At 66.4% G+C, this 17,391-nt stretch carries 18 protein-coding genes and 1 pseudogene; 14 read left to right on the plus strand and 5 right to left on the minus strand.

What is annotated here, in order from left to right; translation table 11 throughout:
• Positions 1 to 224 precede the first annotated feature (224 nt).
• From ARTSIC4J27_RS05690 to ARTSIC4J27_RS05705, 4 genes are all read left to right on the plus strand, one after another.
• Positions 225 to 1,163, plus strand: coding sequence for a hypothetical protein (locus ARTSIC4J27_RS05690; RefSeq protein WP_152683793.1), 939 nt, complete (start codon positions 225 to 227; stop codon positions 1,161 to 1,163).
• 143 nt (positions 1,164 to 1,306) lie between these two features.
• Positions 1,307 to 2,128: a membrane protein insertase YidC gene (gene yidC / locus ARTSIC4J27_RS05695; protein WP_083435345.1), complete on the plus strand. Its 822-nt coding sequence runs from the start codon at positions 1,307 to 1,309 to the stop codon at positions 2,126 to 2,128.
• Positions 2,129 to 2,176: 48 nt separating this feature from the next.
• Complete coding sequence (locus tag ARTSIC4J27_RS05700) at positions 2,177 to 2,734, plus strand: dihydrofolate reductase family protein (RefSeq protein WP_050054259.1); 558 nt, start codon at positions 2,177 to 2,179, stop codon at positions 2,732 to 2,734.
• A 16-nt stretch (positions 2,735 to 2,750) separates the two neighbouring features.
• Entirely contained in the window at positions 2,751 to 3,401 is a 651-nt protein-coding gene (locus tag ARTSIC4J27_RS05705; RefSeq protein WP_050054260.1) for an NAD(P)H-binding protein, read from the plus strand.
• Between the two features lie 6 nt (positions 3,402 to 3,407).
• Here the strand turns inward: ARTSIC4J27_RS05705 and ARTSIC4J27_RS05710 are convergent, their stop codons facing one another.
• Positions 3,408 to 4,610 (minus strand): ROK family protein, encoded by a 1,203-nt coding sequence (locus ARTSIC4J27_RS05710; protein WP_050054261.1) that lies wholly within the window; start codon positions 4,608 to 4,610, stop codon positions 3,408 to 3,410.
• 97 nt (positions 4,611 to 4,707) lie between these two features.
• Between ARTSIC4J27_RS05710 and ARTSIC4J27_RS05715 the strand changes: the two genes are divergently transcribed.
• From ARTSIC4J27_RS05715 to ARTSIC4J27_RS05760, 10 genes and pseudogenes are all read left to right on the plus strand, one after another.
• Positions 4,708 to 6,420, plus strand: a complete 1,713-nt coding sequence (locus ARTSIC4J27_RS05715) for a glycoside hydrolase family 13 protein (protein ID WP_050054262.1) — start codon at positions 4,708 to 4,710, stop codon at positions 6,418 to 6,420.
• A gap of 49 nt (positions 6,421 to 6,469) precedes the next feature.
• The gene (locus ARTSIC4J27_RS05720; RefSeq protein WP_050054263.1) at positions 6,470 to 7,411 is read left to right on the plus strand and encodes an aldo/keto reductase; all 942 of its coding nucleotides are present in this window, start codon (positions 6,470 to 6,472) and stop codon (positions 7,409 to 7,411) included.
• 163 nt (positions 7,412 to 7,574) lie between these two features.
• Positions 7,575 to 8,438 (plus strand): HpcH/HpaI aldolase/citrate lyase family protein, encoded by an 864-nt coding sequence (locus tag ARTSIC4J27_RS05725; protein ID WP_050054264.1) that lies wholly within the window; start codon positions 7,575 to 7,577, stop codon positions 8,436 to 8,438.
• A 29-nt stretch (positions 8,439 to 8,467) separates the two neighbouring features.
• Positions 8,468 to 9,360, plus strand: a pseudogene (locus ARTSIC4J27_RS05730) (DUF2797 domain-containing protein).
• Between the two features lie 19 nt (positions 9,361 to 9,379).
• A complete protein-coding gene (locus ARTSIC4J27_RS05735; protein ID WP_050054265.1) occupies positions 9,380 to 9,604 on the plus strand; it encodes a DUF3188 domain-containing protein in 225 nt (74 codons plus the stop codon).
• A 57-nt stretch (positions 9,605 to 9,661) separates the two neighbouring features.
• Positions 9,662 to 10,123, plus strand: a complete 462-nt coding sequence (locus ARTSIC4J27_RS05740) for an FAS1-like dehydratase domain-containing protein (RefSeq protein WP_050054266.1) — start codon at positions 9,662 to 9,664, stop codon at positions 10,121 to 10,123.
• Positions 10,124 to 10,125: 2 nt separating this feature from the next.
• A complete protein-coding gene (locus tag ARTSIC4J27_RS05745) occupies positions 10,126 to 10,563 on the plus strand; it encodes a MaoC family dehydratase (RefSeq protein ID WP_050054267.1) in 438 nt (145 codons plus the stop codon).
• Positions 10,564 to 10,602: 39 nt separating this feature from the next.
• Positions 10,603 to 11,670, plus strand: a complete 1,068-nt coding sequence (locus ARTSIC4J27_RS05750; RefSeq protein WP_050054268.1) for a UDP-N-acetylmuramate dehydrogenase — start codon at positions 10,603 to 10,605, stop codon at positions 11,668 to 11,670.
• 26 nt (positions 11,671 to 11,696) lie between these two features.
• The gene (locus ARTSIC4J27_RS05755) at positions 11,697 to 12,815 is read left to right on the plus strand and encodes a winged helix DNA-binding domain-containing protein (protein WP_050054269.1); all 1,119 of its coding nucleotides are present in this window, start codon (positions 11,697 to 11,699) and stop codon (positions 12,813 to 12,815) included.
• 153 nt (positions 12,816 to 12,968) lie between these two features.
• Positions 12,969 to 13,931, plus strand: coding sequence for a type IV toxin-antitoxin system AbiEi family antitoxin domain-containing protein (locus ARTSIC4J27_RS05760; protein ID WP_050054270.1), 963 nt, complete (start codon positions 12,969 to 12,971; stop codon positions 13,929 to 13,931).
• Positions 13,932 to 14,011: 80 nt separating this feature from the next.
• Here ARTSIC4J27_RS05760 and asd read toward each other — a convergent pair whose 3' ends face one another.
• From asd to ARTSIC4J27_RS05780, 4 genes are all read right to left on the minus strand, one after another.
• Positions 14,012 to 15,154 (minus strand): aspartate-semialdehyde dehydrogenase, encoded by a 1,143-nt coding sequence (gene asd / locus ARTSIC4J27_RS05765; protein WP_050054271.1) that lies wholly within the window; start codon positions 15,152 to 15,154, stop codon positions 14,012 to 14,014.
• Between the two features lie 98 nt (positions 15,155 to 15,252).
• On the minus strand, positions 15,253 to 15,687 hold the full coding sequence (locus tag ARTSIC4J27_RS05770; protein WP_050054272.1) for a hypothetical protein: 435 nt from the start codon (positions 15,685 to 15,687) through the stop codon (positions 15,253 to 15,255).
• A gap of 1 nt (position 15,688) precedes the next feature.
• On the minus strand, positions 15,689 to 16,351 hold the full coding sequence (locus ARTSIC4J27_RS05775) for a hypothetical protein (RefSeq protein WP_050054273.1): 663 nt from the start codon (positions 16,349 to 16,351) through the stop codon (positions 15,689 to 15,691).
• Positions 16,352 to 16,370: 19 nt separating this feature from the next.
• Positions 16,371 to 17,330, minus strand: a complete 960-nt coding sequence (locus ARTSIC4J27_RS05780; RefSeq protein ID WP_235436569.1) for a WXG100 family type VII secretion target — start codon at positions 17,328 to 17,330, stop codon at positions 16,371 to 16,373.
• Between the last annotated feature and the right edge of the window lie 61 nt (positions 17,331 to 17,391).

A 17,391-nucleotide genomic window follows, 5' to 3' on the forward strand; every position in this document is an offset into this window, starting at 1 on the left:
GGATGCCTGGGGAGCCGGCGTCATCGATTGGCCAGTTCCACGGCCCTAATGTAACGTTTAGGTCACTGGTTGGCGCACACGCCGTGGGGGGCATTCTGAATGCACGTTCGTGTGATAAGTCCCAGGCCTCGCGCCTTGCGTTTCCGCAGACCGTGACCATTCCGGGTGGGTGACCTCCGCGTCGCTGCCCCGTTCCGCACTCCCATGAAGAGGCTTAGTTTTCCATGCGCAGAAATAGTCTGCTGGCTGCCGGCATGCTCTCGGTTCTACTCGCCACCTCGGCGTGTGGCGCCGTGACCGGCTCCCCAAACTCATCCGCACAATCTTCGGACTCGGCCCTTGCCGGCATTGAAGCCAGCGCCAACGACACCTCATCCGCCGAGGTAGGCGCCTCCCAGCGCGCCGCCGCCGAGAGGGCTGTCAAGGCCGCCGAAGCCAAGAAAGCTGAAGCTGCTGCCGCGGCTGAAAAGGCTGCGGCAGCCGCTGCCGCCGAGAAGGCCGCCGCCGAGAAGGCAAAGGCTGACGCTGCTGCACAGGCGGCGCCCGCCAGCCCGGCGCCCGCTGCCCTTCCCGCCAACATCGCCGCCGCTGCAGTGGCTCCGGCGCCGAAGGCCGCTGCTCCGGCCCCCGCGCCCGTCCTGCCGCAGGCGACGAACGAGCAGATCGTCACCACCACGTACACCACGGCCTACACCTGGTACGACAACACCCCGGCAGGCTCGGCGGCGATCAGCCACCCTGTCCTGCACCAGACTGCCGGCGGCACGGGCACCTTTGACGACCCCATCACCATTGCCGTGGGCCACTCCCTCGCTACCGGAGAGGACGTGCTCGACTTCCCCGCCGGCACGAAGATCTACCTTCCGGACGTCCGCCGCTACTTCATCGTCGAGGACACCTGCGGCGACGGCGATGAGCCCCAGGGTGGACCCTGCCACCAGGGCGTGAACGCCAACGGAACCAACTCCACCATCTGGATCGACATGTGGATCGGCGGCCAGAGCATGAGTGCCTCCGGCGCCAACGAATGCGCCAGCAGGGTGACCAACGTCAACACCGCCGTCTTCAACCCGGCCAGCAACTACGTTGTGGCCCCGGGGGCAGGAGTCATCCACGACGGCAAATGCGATGCCGGCTATGGCAACGCACTTGTGAAGCAGTAACCACAACAAGACTGGGCCGCCGGATCCAACCGGAGGCCACCCAACGGGGGCCGGCAAAACTCTGCCGGCCCCCGTTCCTGTCCCGGCGTGACAAGCACCCCGTTTGGCCGTAGCTTTGCGGCAACTGACGGATGGGGAAACGTATGGGCTTTCTTGACGAAATCATGGTTCCGTTCAGGTGGCTTGTGTCCGCGATCATGGTTGGTTTCCATGACGGGCTCAGCGGGGCCGGTATGCCGGCCGCAAGCGGCTGGACGTGGACGCTGTCCATCATCGGGCTAGTACTGGTCATCCGCGCCGCCCTGATTCCCGTGTTCCTGCAGCAGGTGAAGGCCCAGCGCCGGATGCGGCTCCTGCAGCCGGACCTGATGAAGCTGCAGAAAAAATACCAGGGCAAAAGTGACGCCGCCTCCCGCCAGGCGATGGCCCAGGAGCAGATGGAATTGTACAAAAAGCACGGCACCAACCCCTTTTCGGCGTGCCTGCCCATGCTGATCCAGGTGCCGTTCTTCCTTGCCCTGTTCCAGGTCCTGTCCGGCATCAGCGCACTGGCCCGCCAGGACCAGGGGATCGGTGCCATGAGCCGCGACCAGGTGGTGCAGTTCGACCAGTCCGGCATCTTCGGCGCCCCGCTCACCGCAGCAGTGCTGCACGGCGGCGGCAACCAGACTGCGGTCGTTGTGCTGACGGTCCTGATGATCCTTGCCATGACCGCGGCGCAGTTCGTCACGCAAAAGCTGATCCTCGCGCGGACCGCGACCTCCGGCGCCCCGGAAGCGCCCTTTATGCGGCAGCAAAAGATCCTGCTCTACAGCCTGCCGCTGGTGTTCGGCCTGGGCGGGATCCTGTTTCCCATCGGCGTCCTGGTCTACTGGACGGTGACCAATATCTGGACCATGGCCCAGCAGTTCTTCGTCCGGGACCGGCAGCCCGCCGGCGGTGGGGGCCGGCCGGACGCGGCGTAGGGAAGTCCTGCCCTTACGCAAACCCACCCGCACGGGCAGAATGGGCCGATGGGCCATCTCATCTACACCGGCATCACTTCCTTGGACGGCTACCTCGCAGACAGCCAGGGCAACTTCGACTGGAGCGCGCCGGACGAAGAGGTCCACGCCTTCGTGAACGACCTGGAGCGCGACGCCGGCACGTACCTTTTCGGGCGGCGGATGTACGAGGTCATGTCAGTGTGGGAAACGATGGGCGGGGCCGACGATCCGCCGGTCATCCAGGACTTCGCCCGGATCTGGCGAGGGGCAGACAAAGTTGTCTACTCCTCCTCGCTCACCGCCGCCGCCACCGCACGGACCCGGGTGGAACGGAGCTTCAACCCCGAAGCCGTGCGGGAGTTGAAGGCCGGCACGGAGAGCAGCATCGGCATCGGCGGGGCCACCCTGGCGGCGGCTGCGCTCCGTGCCGGGCTCGTGGACGAATGCCGGATCTTCCTTAACCCGGTGGCGGTAGGAGGCGGCCTGCGGTTCCTGCCCGACGGACTGGGCCTGCGTCTTGTTCTCCTTGACGAGCGCCGCTTCAGCAACGGCGTGGTGTACCTCCGCTACCGCTGCCTTGCATAAGGGGCAGAATGGGGCCATGACCCGAATCGCAATCATCGGCGGCCACGGAAAAGTGGCCCTCCACCTGTCCGCCCTGCTCACGGCGGAAGGCCACGCCGTCACCTCGTTCATCCGCAACCCGGACCATGCCGCCGATGTCGCGGAAACCGGCGCCACGCCGTCGGTCCTTGACGTAGAGAATTCGACGACGGCGGCCATCGCCGGGGCGCTGCAGGGCCACGACGCCGTGGTGTGGTCTGCGGGCGCGGGCGGCGGAAACCCGGACCGGACGTACGCGGTGGACCGGGAGGCGGCCATCCGCTCCATGGACGCAGCAGCCCAGGCAGCAGTCAGCCGCTACGTGATGGTCTCCTACCTGGGCGCCCGCAAGGATCACGGGGTGCCGTCGGACCATGGCTTCTTTGCCTACGCCGAGGCCAAAGCAGCGGCTGACGAATACCTGCGGGGGACTGGCCTTGCCTGGACCATCCTCGGCCCAGGAGCCTTGACGGACAAGCCGGGAACCGGCCGGATCGACGTCAATCCCTCCCGGGAGGGCGGAACCGAAACCTCGCGGAGCAATGCCGCCAGCGTTGCCGCCGCCGTCCTTGACCTTCCGGAGACGGCCGGCAGGACCATCGAATTTTGTGACGGAACCCTGCCCATCGCCGCAGCCTTGGAGCCGTAGCCCGGACTACGGAAGCGGGGCCAGTTCCAGGTCCAGGGAGTTTTTCTCCACATAGTCCAGTGCCGCGCGGACTGCGCCCACCGTCACCATCGCATCACCAAGGGGGGAGACGGCAATCCGCGGGGGAGTTGCCGTGTAGTCCGGCAGGCGGGCCGTGATCGGTTCCAGAAGCACCCCCGCGGAGTTGGCCACGGCACCGCCAATGACCACAAGCTCCGGGTTGTACATGGTGGCAACAGTTCCGATCACCCGCGCCATCCGGTCCGCCAGCCGTGCCAGGATGTCCTGCGCCACGGCATCCCCCTCAGCTGCCGCGGCGAAGACATCCTCCGCCTCGGCACCCGTGCCGGCCAGGGCACGCAGGGATGTCTCGGCATCCCGGGCAACGGCCTCCGCCGCCCAGGTCCGGGCGAGATGGGCAATGCCGTAGGTGTCGCCCACCCCTTGGACCAGGTCCAGGAAGGCAAGCTCGCCGGCGCTGCCCCGGCTGCCGTGCAGCAGCCGCCCGCCGTCGATGACGCCGGAACCGAGCCGCTCACTGGCAAGGATGACCACCACATCGTCCACGCCCGCAGCAGCGCCCAGCCAACGGTCCCCGAGCGCCGCGAGGTTCGCGTCGTTTTCCAGCAGCACCGTCCAGCCGCGCAGCTCCTTCAAGGACGCGCGCAGGTCGATGTCGAACAGGCCCCAGAATTCCTGCGTTGCGAGCACGTCACCCCGCCGGTCCACGGGAGCGGCAACGCCGGCGCAGGCAGCAAGGACCTGGTCCGGCCGGGCAGCGGCCTCCTCCAGTGCGGTCATGGCCAGTTCGTCGATGAACCTGATGCGCTGCTCCGCTGTCAGGTCGGCGACATCAAAGGGAAGGCTGGATTTCGCCAGGGTGTCACCGCGCAGGTCCGAGACCACCACCGTGACCTTGAAGTAGCCGATGTCCAGGCCAAGGACCACGCCGGCCCGTGCGTTGAGTTCAAACCTCCGGGCCGGGCGGCCCTTCTGGTAATCACCAAAAGCCCGCTGGTTTTCCAGCTCCCGGATCCACCGCCGGTCCTTCAGGTCCTCGCACACCGCGATGGCAGTTGCCCGGGTCAGGCCGGTCGCTTCCATAACCTCCGTGACCGTCACCGCAGCCGAGAGCCGCATGAATTCCAGCACGGCGCCCGCACTGACCCGCCTGAGGAGGCTGGGAGTGGCAAGAGGCACTTCGGGCATGCTGTTGACCTTTCCGCGGACTGCACCAGATAATACTTGAGGAAGTAAATTTAGATTCAAAATAAATATACGCCGACAAGAAGAAAAGGATCACCCCTTGTCCACCACTGCCACCTTGGCAACCCTGTCCGATTCCGACCGTTTGGCCGATCCGAACTGGTGGCGCCAGGCCGCCGTCTACCAGATCTATCCACGCAGCTTCGCCGACTCCAACGGTGACGGCATCGGCGACCTCCGGGGCATCACCGCCAAGGTTCCGTACCTGAAGTCGCTGGGGATCGACGCCGTCTGGCTGAGCCCGTTCTACCCCTCGGCGCTCGCTGACGGCGGCTACGACGTGGACGACTACCGCGATGTGGACCCCAAGCTGGGAACCCTGGCGGACTTCGATCAGATGGCCAAGGCGCTCCACGAAGCCGGCATCAAGCTGATCGCGGACATCGTGCCCAACCACTCCTCGAACCGGCACCAGTGGTTCCAGGAAGCGCTCGCCTCGCCCAAGGGCTCACCCGCCCGGGACCGTTACATCTTCCGCGACGGCAAAGGCCCCAACGGCGAGTTCCCGCCGTCGGACTGGGACTCCGTGTTCGGCGGTCCGGCCTGGGAGCGCATCACGGAACCGGACGGCACCCCCGGCCAGTGGTACATGCACATCTTCGCCAAGGAGCAGCCGGACCTGAACTGGTCCAACCGGGAAATCCGCGAGGACTTCCTCAAGACGCTGCGCTTCTGGTCTGACCGCGGCGTTGACGGCTTCCGCGTGGACGTGGCCCACGCGCTCACCAAGGACCTTACCGAACCGCTGCTGTCCAAGCTGGAACTGAGCGCGGCCAACACCGGTGTGGACGGCTTCGACGACGGTTCCCACCCCTTCTGGGACCGCGACGAAGTCCACGAGATCTACGCCGAATGGCGCGAGGTGTTCAACGAGTACAACCCGCCGCGGACCGCCGTCGCCGAAGCGTGGGTCCACGCCACCCGCCGGGCCCGCTACGCCAGCCCGCAGGGGCTTGGCCAGGCCTTCAACTTCGACCTCCTGCAGGCCGACTTCGACGCTGCCGAGTACAAGGAGATCATCACCCGCAACCTCGCCGAGGCCGCCGCCACCGGCGCCTCCTCCACCTGGGTCTTCTCCAACCACGACGTGGTCCGCCACGCCACCCGCTACGGACTGCCCCAGGTTTCCAAGGGCAAAGCCGGCACCAAGGGCCAGGACGGCAAGGACTGGCTGCTCGCCGGCGGCCCCAAGGAGGAGCTGGACGTGGAGCTCGGCGAACGCCGCGCCCGCGCAGCCACCCTGCTGATGCTTGCCGTGCCGGGCTCGGCCTACCTGTACCAGGGTGAGGAACTGGGCCTCCAGGAGGTCGCCGAGATTCCCGAGTCCGAGCGCCAGGATCCCTCCTTCTTCCGCAACAAGGGGGTGGAGATCGGCCGCGACGGCTGCCGTGTCCCGCTGCCCTGGAACGTTGAGGGAACCTCCTTCGGCTTTGGCGATGGCGGCGCGCACCTGCCCCAGCCCGACTGGTTCAGCAAGTATGCAGTCGAGGCGCAGGACGGAACCCAGGGCTCCACCCTGGAGCTCTACCGCAAGGCCCTCAAGCTCCGCCGCGAACTGCAGACCGGTGAAGAGCTGGAATGGGTGGAGAACGGCAGCCCGGAGGTCCTGCACTTCCGCCGGCCCAACGGCTGGCAGTCCGTGACCAACTTCGGGGACACCGCCGTCGACCTTCCCGCCGGCGAGGTCCTGGTCAGCAGTGCGCCGCTTGAAGACGGCAAATTGCCCGCCAACACCACGGCATGGCTGCGCTGATGCCGCCACGCCGCAAAGGCTCGCCAAGCCGCGAACGGCGGCACGCCTGATGCAGGAACTCATCTACGGGTGCATGGGCCTGGGCGGCAGCTGGTCCGACGAACCGCATTCCGGTGAGCATGTGGAGCAAGCCGCTGCCGCCGTAGAGGCTGCCCTGGATGCCGGGATCACGCTGTTTGACCATGCGGACATCTACCGCAGCGGCAAGTCCGAGGCCGTGTTCGGCGAGGTGCTGGCTGCTACGCCCGGTCTCCGGGACCGGATCCGGCTGCAGACCAAGTGCGGCATCAGGCTGAATGAACACGGCCTGCAGACGCACTATGACCTCAGCCGGGAGGCCATCCTGGAACGGGTCAACGAAAGCCTGAAGCGGCTGCGGACGGACTACGTGGACATCCTCCTGCTGCACCGCCCGGACCCCCTGGCGGACCCGGTGGAGGTGGCTGCCGCCGTCGGACAGCTGATGGCGGAAGGCAAGGTCCGCCAGCTGGGCGTGTCCAACATGTCCGGGGCGCAGATCGAGGCGCTGCAGGACCGGCTGGAAACTCCGGTGGTGGCCAACCAGCTGGAGATGAGCCTGCTGAAGCGGGCCTGGCTGGAAAGCCAGGTGCTGGTGAACCACGCCGAGCACCTGGACTACAGTTTCCCGCACGGCACCCTGGAGTACTGCGTCCGGAACGGCATCACCCTGCAGGCCTACGGCTCGCTCGCCCGGGGCCTTTATACGGGCGCGGACCCGGACAGCGCAACGTCCGCAGAGGGTGCCACCGCTGAACTGGTGGCGCAACTGGCGGGGGAGTACGGCAGCTCGGGGGAGTCCGTCCTGTTGGGCTGGCTGATGAAGCACCCGGCGGGCATTGCACCGGTGATCGGGACGGTTAACCCCGGCCGCATCCGGGCCTGTGCAGATGCTGCACGCGTGGCCGCAACCATGAGCCGGGCGGACTGGTACAAACTCTGGGTCACTGCCCGGGGCAGCAACATCCCCTGACCTCCCAACCGGGCGGCAGCAAGTGCCGTGATGCGTCCCGCACGGCACTTGCTGCTCCCTGCATCCGCAGAGGCAACAGTCATATCGCGTTTAGTTCGTATTGATCCTCGCGAGCTGGCCGTTTTCTGCCTCGTGCTGCTTCCAAGAAAGATACGGTAGATACATGACGTCTACCATCGCCACCGAGACCATAAGGCCGGAACGCAATATCCCAGCAGAGATCGCCCGCTCCTGGCTCCTCGTGAATGCCATGAAGCAGGAGTTGTTCGACCAGTCGGCAGTGTCCCGCGCCGACTCGATCATCCTGGATATTGAAGATGCCGTGGACCCGTCGCAGAAGGGCCAGGCGCGGAACAACGTGATCGACTGGCTGACCGGAGGCGGCAAGGCCTGGGTCCGCATCAACGACGCCACCAGCCCCTTCTGGGCGGACGACCTCGCGGGCCTGCGCGGCACACCGGGCCTGCTCGGCGTCATGCTCGCCAAGACCGAGTCCGCTGACCAGGTCACCGAATCCTTCCACCGCATGGACGGCAAAACCCCCGTCATCCCGCTGGTGGAATCCGCCGTCGGCATCGAGGAAGCCAACCACATCGCCAAGGCCCAGGGTGCGTTCCGCCTCGCCTTCGGCTCCGGCGACTTCCGCCGCGATACCGGCATGGCCGCCACCGCCGAAGCGATGGCCTACCCGCGCGCCAAGCTCGTGGTCGCCAGCCGGGTGGGCAACCTGCCCGGCCCCATCGACGGCCCCACCGTGGGTACCAACCACCCCATCCTGCGTGAGCAGACCGGCATCACCGTGATGATGGGCATGACCGGCAAGCTCTGCCTGGCCATCGACCAGACCCCCGTCATCAACGAGGTCATCAGCCCCACGCCGTCCGACGTCGCCTGGGCCACTGACTTCATGGCGGACTTCGAAGCCAACGGCCGGGTCATCCGCGACGGATCCGACCTGCCCCGCCTGGGCCGCGCCGAAAAGATCATGAAGCTCGCGGTAGCCTTTGGAGTGCAGCCCGCGCTGTAGCACCCGCAGATTTTGCTTCAGGAGACCCCGTGACCGATACGTCCTATCTGGTCCACGGGGTCTTTTGGCCTGCGCAGCATAAGTCTCCCGATGGTCCTGCAGCCGCTCCCGTCCTGCGGCTGCAGTCCCCGGACGGCACCTTCACCGAAACAGCGCTCGACGACGGCACCCGGCTGGGCTTCCGGCTCGCCGCCGAAGGGAAGTCCTGCCTGGGGCACCACCGGGTGCACGGCCCCGGCCGCCGCGACCACATCGGTGCTTTGTGGCGGACGACTTCCGGCTCATGCACGACTTCCACCGCCGCGGCGGCGTCCCGCCCGGGCTGCGCAGCTACCTGATGCAGCCGCACTGGCTGTACGTCGCCACGTTCGCCAGCGGGGCCAGCAAGGTGGGAACGGCATCCGATCTTCGCAAGTGGCAGCGGCTCGCCGAACAGGGCGCCGTGGCCGCCAGTTACATCGCCCGCGCTGCCGACGGCCGCGTGGTGCGGATCCTTGAGGACCTGGTGACGCGCGACGGCGGGCTGCCGCAGCAGGTGCGCTCGGCGGCGAAGGCTGCAGCCCTGGCTGCGCCGGCACCCGCGGACCAGCTCCATTCCCGCAACGCCGCCCTGGCCGACGACGCGCGCCGGCTTCTGCCCGGGGCGGATGAAGACGGCTTTGAGGTTGTGCATGAGACCTGGACCAGGCCGCGGCTTGCCGGGCGGCTGTGCTCAGGAACTGCCCGGCACGCCTACCCGCACGCCTTGGACTCGGGCGCCCACGGCTTCACCATCCGGTCCGTCTGCGGCAGCTTCGTGCTGGCCACCCTGGACAACTCTGACCTGGAGTTCGTGCTGGACCTGGGCCGGCTCAAGGGCCGCACCATCGAACTGGGCAGGCACTCCTCTGAGGTTCCCGCGGTCCAGGAAGCGCTGTTCTGAAGCCCGGTAGACTGGCAAGGTGCTGAACGAATTCTGGGCCACCGCGCCAACCCGCTACAAAGTCCTGGTTTTCAGCGCCATGGGACTGATCGCCGTCGGCATCATCCTGAACCTGATCGGCAACACCAGCGGCAACCAGGGCCTGGCCATGGCGTCCCTGCCGCTGATCGGTCTGGGCCTGGTCCTGCACATCGCGGGAATCGTGGTCCGCGGCCAGGCCATCCGGAAGAACCTCCGCCGGTAACAACTCGGGCCGCACTCCTTTTCTGCCGCCCAACAGGCTGACGATAGGCTGGAGCCCATGACTATCAATCCGGACCTGCAGGGCCGTAGCTACCCTGCCGCAGAGGTGTACGACGTTGGCCGCGAGAAGATCCGCGAGTTCGCCCGCGCCGTAAAAGCCACGCACCCTGCGCATTTCGATGTGGACGCCGCGAAGGGCCTTGGCCACGCCGATCTTGTTGCCCCGCCGACGTTCGCCATCATCATTGCCCAGCGCGCCGACGCCCAGCTCATCGAGGACCCGGAGGCCGGGATCGACTTCTCGCGCGTGGTCCACGCCGACCAGCGCTTCATCCATCACCGCCCCATTTTCGCCGGCGACCGGCTGGTGGCTGAACTGCACGTGGACGGTGTCCGGGCCATGGGCGGGGGAGCGATGATCACCACCCGCTCCGAAATCTTCGCCCTCGGCGCCGGTGACTCCCGCGAGCCGGTCACCACCACCACGTCATCCATCCTGGTCCGCGGAGAGGGACAGTAGCCATGAGCCTCAGCATCCACGAACTCAGCCCCGGCCAGGAGATCGGCAGCCGCACCGTTGCGGTCACCCGCACCGACCTGGTCAAGTACGCCGGTGCATCCGGCGACTTCAACCCCATCCACTGGAACGAGGCCTTCGCCACCGGTGTGGAACTTCCCGGCGTGATCGCGCACGGCATGTTCACCATGGGTTCCGCCGTGCAGCTGGTCACCGACTGGGCCGGTGACCCTGCCGCCGTCGTGGACTTCCAGACCCGCTTCACCAAACCAGTCCTGGTCACCGACACCACGGGCACGGACGAACCCGGCGCCACCATCGAGGTCAGCGGCCTGATCGGAAAGCTCGACGCCGAGGCCAACACGGCCCGGGTCGACCTCACCGTTGTTTCGGCGGGCCAGAAGGTTCTGATGAAGGCGCAGGCCGTCGTCCGGCTCAGCTGAGCCGGGAAGCGCGTCCAACTTTCCCGATAGGGTTGTGTGGTGACTTCCACCCTGCTTTCCCAGCTCACCACGGCCGCCGTCGGAGGCCCCGCGGGCACCTACATCGAGGCGGCCACCGAGGCTGACATCATCGACGCCGTCCGCGCAGCGGACGCAGCAGGTGAGCCGCTGCTGATCATCAGCGGCGGCTCCAACCTGCTGATTTCCGACGACGGGTTCCCCGGCACCGTGGTCAGGATCGCCTCGGAAGGGTTCACCGTCAACGCCGAGGACTCCTGCGGCGGGGTGGCCGTGGTGGTGCAGGCCGGGCACAACTGGGACAAGCTGGTGGAGCACGCGGTCCGCCACGCCTGGTCCGGGATCGAAGCACTCGCCGGGATCCCTGGCTCCACCGGGGCAACCCCGGTGCAGAACGTCGGCGCTTACGGTTCCGACGTGTCCCAGACCATCGCCGCCGTGCGCACCTGGGACCGCGAGCGGAACGCCGTCAAAACCTTCACCAACTCCGAATTGAAGTTCGGCTACCGGGACTCCATCCTCAAGCAGACCACGGTCAACGGCTCACCCCGTTATGTGGTGCTGACAGTGGAGTTCCAGCTGCCCATCGGGCGCATGAGTGCTCCCATCCGCTATGCGGAGCTTGCCCGCACGCTGGGTGTGGAGCAGGGCAAGCGCGCCTACGCCACGGACGTCCGCCGGGAAGTCCTTCGGCTCCGGGCTTCCAAGGGCATGGTCCTCGATCCGGCGGACCGGGACACCTATTCCACCGGTTCGTTCTTCACCAACCCGATCGTGCCGGCGGAGGTGGCCGAGGCCCTGCCGGAGGGTGCACCGCGTTATCCTGCCGGCGAGGACGGGCTGGTGAAGCTCTCCGCTGCCTGGCTGATAGACCAGGCTGGCTTTGGCAAAGGTTTTGGACTGGAGCCGGACAGTGTGAGCGGGGGCCGGGCATCCCTGTCCACCAAACACACCCTCGCCATCACCAACCGCGGCTCAGCCAGGGCCGCAGACGTGGTGGCGGTGGCCCGTGAGGTGCGTGCCGGCGTCGAACGGCGCTTTGGCATTGAGCTGCACCCGGAACCGCTGCTGATCGGCCTGGAGCTCTAGCCCCGTCCCGGCCATAGGATGGGGCCATGGCTGCGAAGGTGGGGGTCCGTCTTGACCGTCGAACGCTGGGCAGGCTTCGGCTGGTGTCCCAGCGGCTGCTTCCGGCTGTTCCGCGGCGACCAGACAATTCCGTAGCTGACACGGTCCGCTGGATGACGGCCATGCAAGCCCAGGACCTGCAGGCGGCCATGTGGGCCGTGGGGGCCAGGGTTCCCGCCGCAGGTCTGGCTGATGTCCGCTCTGCCCTTGATTCCGGTGCTGTGGTGCGGTCGTGGCCGATGCGCGGAACGCTGCACCTGGTGGCGCCGGAGGACCTGCGCTGGATGCTGGACCTCACCGCGGAACGGCTCACCAAGGGCATCGCGGGCCGGCACCGTGAACTCGGGATCGCCTGGGCGGACGTCGAGAAGTGCCGGGACCTGGCCCTGGACCGTATCGCCGGGGACGGGCCGGTCAGCCGCCAGGAGCTCTTCGCGGTTTTCGACGCCGCCGGGCAACCCACCCAGGGCCAGCGGGGAATCCACATCCTCGGGACGTTATGCCGGCACGGCTGGCTGGTGCAGGGGCCGCTGGCGGGAAACCAGCAGCTGCTGGTCGACTTCGAAAGCTGGATCCCGGCCTCCCGCCGGCTGGAGCGCCACGAGGCCATCGCCGAGTTTGCGCTGCGCTACTTCCGGAGCCACGGCCCCGCCACCCTCCGCGACTTCGCCTGGTGGACGCAGATTCCGCTGACCGAGGTCCGGGCCGCCTTCGAGGACATCAAGGACCAGCTGGCGGAGCTGGAGTTTGAGGGGACAAGCTATTGGCTGTCGCCGGAGACCGCATCATTGCTCGACGCCGGTGTGCCGGGCCAGCGCTCAGTCCTCCTGCTGCCGGGCTTCGACGAATTTGTGCTCGGCTATACGGACCGGAGCCTTGTCCTGGCGCCGGAGCACGCCAACAAGATCGTCCCGGGCGGCAACGGCGTCTTCAAGAAAACCGTGGTGGCCGGGGGAGAGGTGATTGGCACCTGGGCCCGGGAAGGCACGGGCGCGGGTGCCGGCGTCGTGCCTGAACTCTTTGATGACGGCAGGCCCCTGGGGCCTTCTGCCCAGGCCGCCTTCACCCGTGCAGCCCAACGCTACCTGGCCTTCCTTAAGGCCTGAATCCCTACGAGCGGCCCTGGGCCGCATAAACGGTGCCGGGCACCACCGGTTGAGCGGGGCACGGCCGCTGCTGCCCATTCAGCGTGCAAAAGTTGTCCACACCCGGCAGCCCGCGGCTTCCCACCACACTGTCGGCGGACGAAGTATTGGTCCATGAAGCTTGAGAGCACCCGGCAATTGATAGAGGACCGCTGGCCGTCAAAGCACCTGGCGTCCACCTCGCAGCTTGACGAGGCCGGTATTGGGGACCGGCTCCTGACATCAGCGGTGCGGCAGGGAGTGGTAATTCGAGTACGTCGTGGCGCCTACGCCCGGAGCTCGTATTGGAATGGGCTGAAGCCGTGGACACGGGACGGACTGCTCGTGCATGCCCACCACCTCTCCACCGGCGGGACTGCGCTGTACAGCCACGTGAGCGCAGCGCGGCTGCATAGGTGTCAGGTCTGGAATGCGGGACCGCTGATCCACGTCACCACCAGCTACGCGAATTCGCGTGCGAGCGCAGGACGGGACGTCAGGACGCACCGGGCTCCGGTCCCCGAAAGGGACACCATCACGTCCTTGGCCCCCGGCGGAAGAATCTTCAGGGCAACCAGCCTGGAAAGGACAGTGCTGGACTGCGCGCGGATCCTGCCGCTCGAACAGGCAGCTGTAATCGGCGACCACGCGCTGCGCAAGGGGGCTAAACTCGCTGAAATCCAGCGGCTTTTGAACACGGGACCTGAGAAAAGGGGGAGCCGGCGGGCCCGAGTCCTCCTCGATGCACTGGATGAACGGTCTGAATCTGCAGGTGAGACCCGAACCAGGCTGTTGCTGCGTTCCTTTGGCATCCACAGCTTCATTCCCCAATGGGAAATTCCAACTGCTTCCGGGCTGTTCCGGGCGGACTTCGCTGACCCGGAAGCGAGGATCATCATCGAGTTTGACGGCGCCGGGAAGTACACGGATTACCGGCCCACGGAACAAGTTCTTCTCGCCGAACGCCACCGGGAGAATGCGCTGATTGAAGAGGGGTGGCTGGTCCTCCGGCTGAACTGGAAGCACCTTGACCGGCCCGCAGAGTTAGAGCTCCGCCTGCAGTTTATGGCGGAGCGCTCCCGACGAATGTCCGCCTGACACGAGAGCGGCCCTGGACCGCATAACCGGTGCTGGGCAGCAACGGTTGTGCGGGCCAGGGCCGCTCCCAGTGAACCGGCCTACAGGTTCCCGGTGGCGATGTTGAGCATGCGGCGCAGCGGCTCGGCGGCGCCCCAGAGGAGCTGGTCGCCCACGGTGAAGGCGCTGATGTACTGCGGGCCCATCTCCATCTTGCGGATGCGGCCCACCGGGATATCCAGGGTGCCCGACGCTGCCACGGGGGTCAGTTCCGCCATGGACGCTTCCTTGGTGTTGGGAACCACCTTGGCCCACTGGTTGTCCTCGGCCAGGAGCTTCTCAATCTCGGCGACGGAGAGGTCCTCGCGGAGCTTGAGGGTGAGTGCCTGGGAGTGGGAACGCATGGCGCCGATGCGGACGCAGAGGCCGTCCATGATGACGCGGTTCTCGTCTGAGGTGCCCAGGATCTTGTTGGTCTCGACCCCGGCCTTCCACTCTTCCTTGGACTGCCCGTTGCCCAGGTCCGCGTCGATCCAGGGGATCAGGGAGCCGGCCAGGGGAACGCCGAACTGGGTGGCGTCGATGTCCGTGCGCTGGTGGGCCAGGACCTTGCGGTCAATGTCCAGGATGGCCGACGCGGGATCGTCCAGTTCCGTGCTGACCTCGGCATTGAGCGTGCCGAACTGGCTGAGCAGCTCGCGCATGTGCCGGGCGCCCCCGCCGGAGGCCGCCTGGTAGGTCATGGAGGTGCCCCACTCCACCAGGTTGTTCTTGAACAGCCCGCCGAGGCCCATGAGCATGCAGGACACGGTGCAGTTGCCGCCGATGAAGTCCTTGGTGCCGTTGACCAGGCCCTTATCGATGACATCGCGGTTGATGGGGTCCAGGACAATGATCGAGTCGTCGTTCATGCGGAGGGTGGAGGCGGCGTCGATCCAGAGGCCGTCCCAGCCCCGGCTGCGCAGATCGCCGTGGACCTGCTTGGTGTAATCGCCGCCCTGCGCGGTGACGATAATGGGCAGCTTGGCCAGTGTGTCGAGGTCGAACGCGTTTTCGAGCTTGCCGGCGCTGCCTTGTGCTGTACCAGCAAGCGACGGCGCGGCACCTCCCGCGTTGGAGGTGGAGAAGAACACCGGGTTGATGTTGGCGAAGTCACCCTCGTCCTGCATGCGCTGCATGAGGACGGAACCGACCATGCCGCGCCATCCGACCAGGCCGACGGAAGGGGTAGCTGCTGTAGTCATTCGTATAGTTTAGACTTCGGAACCGGCACGGCGCAGTCGGTTACGTCACGCGCCCCACAGGTTCGGCTCAACCGACCACGCCGCGTGTGCGGGCTGTCCTACCTGTCGAACTGGCGTGCGGTGGGCTCGGGGATCCCACGCTCGGCGCGCAGGCGCTTGGCTTTGGACGCTATACCCGCCATGCGGACGGCATACAGCACGCCGCACGCTCCGGCTACCGTCAGGATCAAGGCGCCCCACAAGGGATCCTGGCCCCGGCTGGTCGGCCCCGCCACCAGCAGGATGGAGAACACCGTCAAAGCAGCGAAGAAGGCAGCCAACACGAGGAATCCGACGGCGGACCGCACCTGTGGGTGGGAGCTCGCGGTAACCACACCGAGCTCATCCTTGGCATAGCTGTGCAGCCTGCCGTCCACGGTGCGAAAGAGGATACGTTTGTCACCGCGTGCCAGCGCCTGGTCGTGGTAGGCCCGGACCTGGTCATCCGGTGTGGGGCTGCTGCCCGGGGTGTTGCCTGGAAAGCCGTTTTGCACGCTAGTCCTGTCGGATCGATCGGATGTGGTCCAGGACCTGGCCGTCAGTCAGGCCAGTGAGTTCCTGGATCGGTTCGGACGGGGCGTCGACGACGCCATGCCCCACTGCCCAGCCCTGGCCGCTGCGCTTGACCAGAAGTTGCTTCGTGGCACCGTCCTGCAGCAACCGGATGGTGGCCCCGCCGGTCGGATTGTCTTCGAGGTGCTTGCGCACAATGAAGAAGTTGGCTTCCGCCGGCGTGGAATCGGGGCGCTGGGCCATCGCAAACCAGCTGAGGTAGGCGCGGGGCTGCAGCAGAATCCGGTACTCGGCAGATTCTATGGAGAGGACATTGTCCACTGAGTCCGCCGTCAGGAGATTCACCTGGACCCGCTTGGTTGCCTCGGTCAGGGCATGGGTGACGGCAGCGACCGGGCCGGCGACTGAAAGTTCACCGCCCGGTCCAACCGCGGCGGCGCCCCGGGCCACCAGGGAGGAAGCACCGGCGGAGAGCAGGGATGCGTCGTCCAGTTCATCCTGAAGCCGAAGCGCTGCGGCCGAGGCCTCCGACGCCGGGCCGCGCTTCAAGTTCAGGAGCACCAGGAGTTCGGCGAAGCCGAAACCGATCGCATCCGGGTAACCCTGGCCGGACGTCGAGGACGGGGCTGTCGTTGTTTCAGTCACTGGTTGTTCTCCTCAGTTCTCAGAAGCCAAAAAAGTCACCGACGGCGTCGACTCCGTCGCTGATGGCGCCGCCAACGGCTTCCGCTCCATCGGCGATCTTATCCCCGACGTAGTTCACGGAATCGTGGATAACGGGGACGTTGTCGTAGAGGGCCAGTGCGCCGCTGGCCACCATGCAGGCCGTACCAGCGGGCGGGGGCAGGAACGAACCGGCACCGAGCAGCGCCTTGGTGGTGGAGTAGGCAGCCGAGCCGTAGTCCCCCTCCTGGAAATTGTTGAATGCGTCCAGGGTGTCCAGGCCTACGCCCAGAACTCCCAGGCCCTTGCTGAAGCCGTCAATGTACTTGAATGCGTTGGACCCCTCGGCGAGGTTCAGCACTTCATGGAATTTGCCTTCAAACAGGTTGTTGGACAGGTTGAAGAATTTGCTGAACTCATTGGAGTTCTGGAAAGCCCGCCAGGCCGCGGGATCCAGGAAGTCGCCGATACGGGATTTATGCAGCATGGCACCGAGGTCGAAAAGGCCAGCGCGCAGGTTGGGGAACGCCTTGGTGAGGCCGTAGATGTCCCAGCCATCGCGGAATGGGGAGTCAGGATCGGCAAGCCAGTCCGGGCCCCAGGGGTTATTGCTGCCCTGTCCGGGGACGGGGCCATGCCCTCCGGGGCCTGCCTCTACGCCGGGGCCGGTTCCACCGGAACCCGTGCCGGCGTTACTCGCCTTTTCCTGCTGGTTCGCGTTCTCCAGGAGCTTTTTCGACTCCTGCTGCAGCGCAAAGGCAGCCTGCTGGAGCATCGCCCGGTGGCTGCCGTTCCATTCGGAGCGGAACGCCACGGCGTCCTGGCCCTTCCACGACGTTGTGCTGTTGATATGGCTTGTCAGCTGCGTGGACTGCTGCAGCAGCTGATCGGCCGTCTTACCGAACTGCTTCGCCAGCGTCCGCAACTCGGCAACGTCCGCGCCCCACAAATTTCCTGCCACCGGCAATCCCCCCGATAATCGACCAGCCGTCTTTCAAGCTGAACCCAGCTCAGCCTACTGG

The sequence above is a fragment of the Pseudarthrobacter siccitolerans genome (genome assembly GCF_001046895.1).
Classification (GTDB): Bacteria; Actinomycetota; Actinomycetes; order Actinomycetales; family Micrococcaceae; genus Arthrobacter; species Arthrobacter siccitolerans.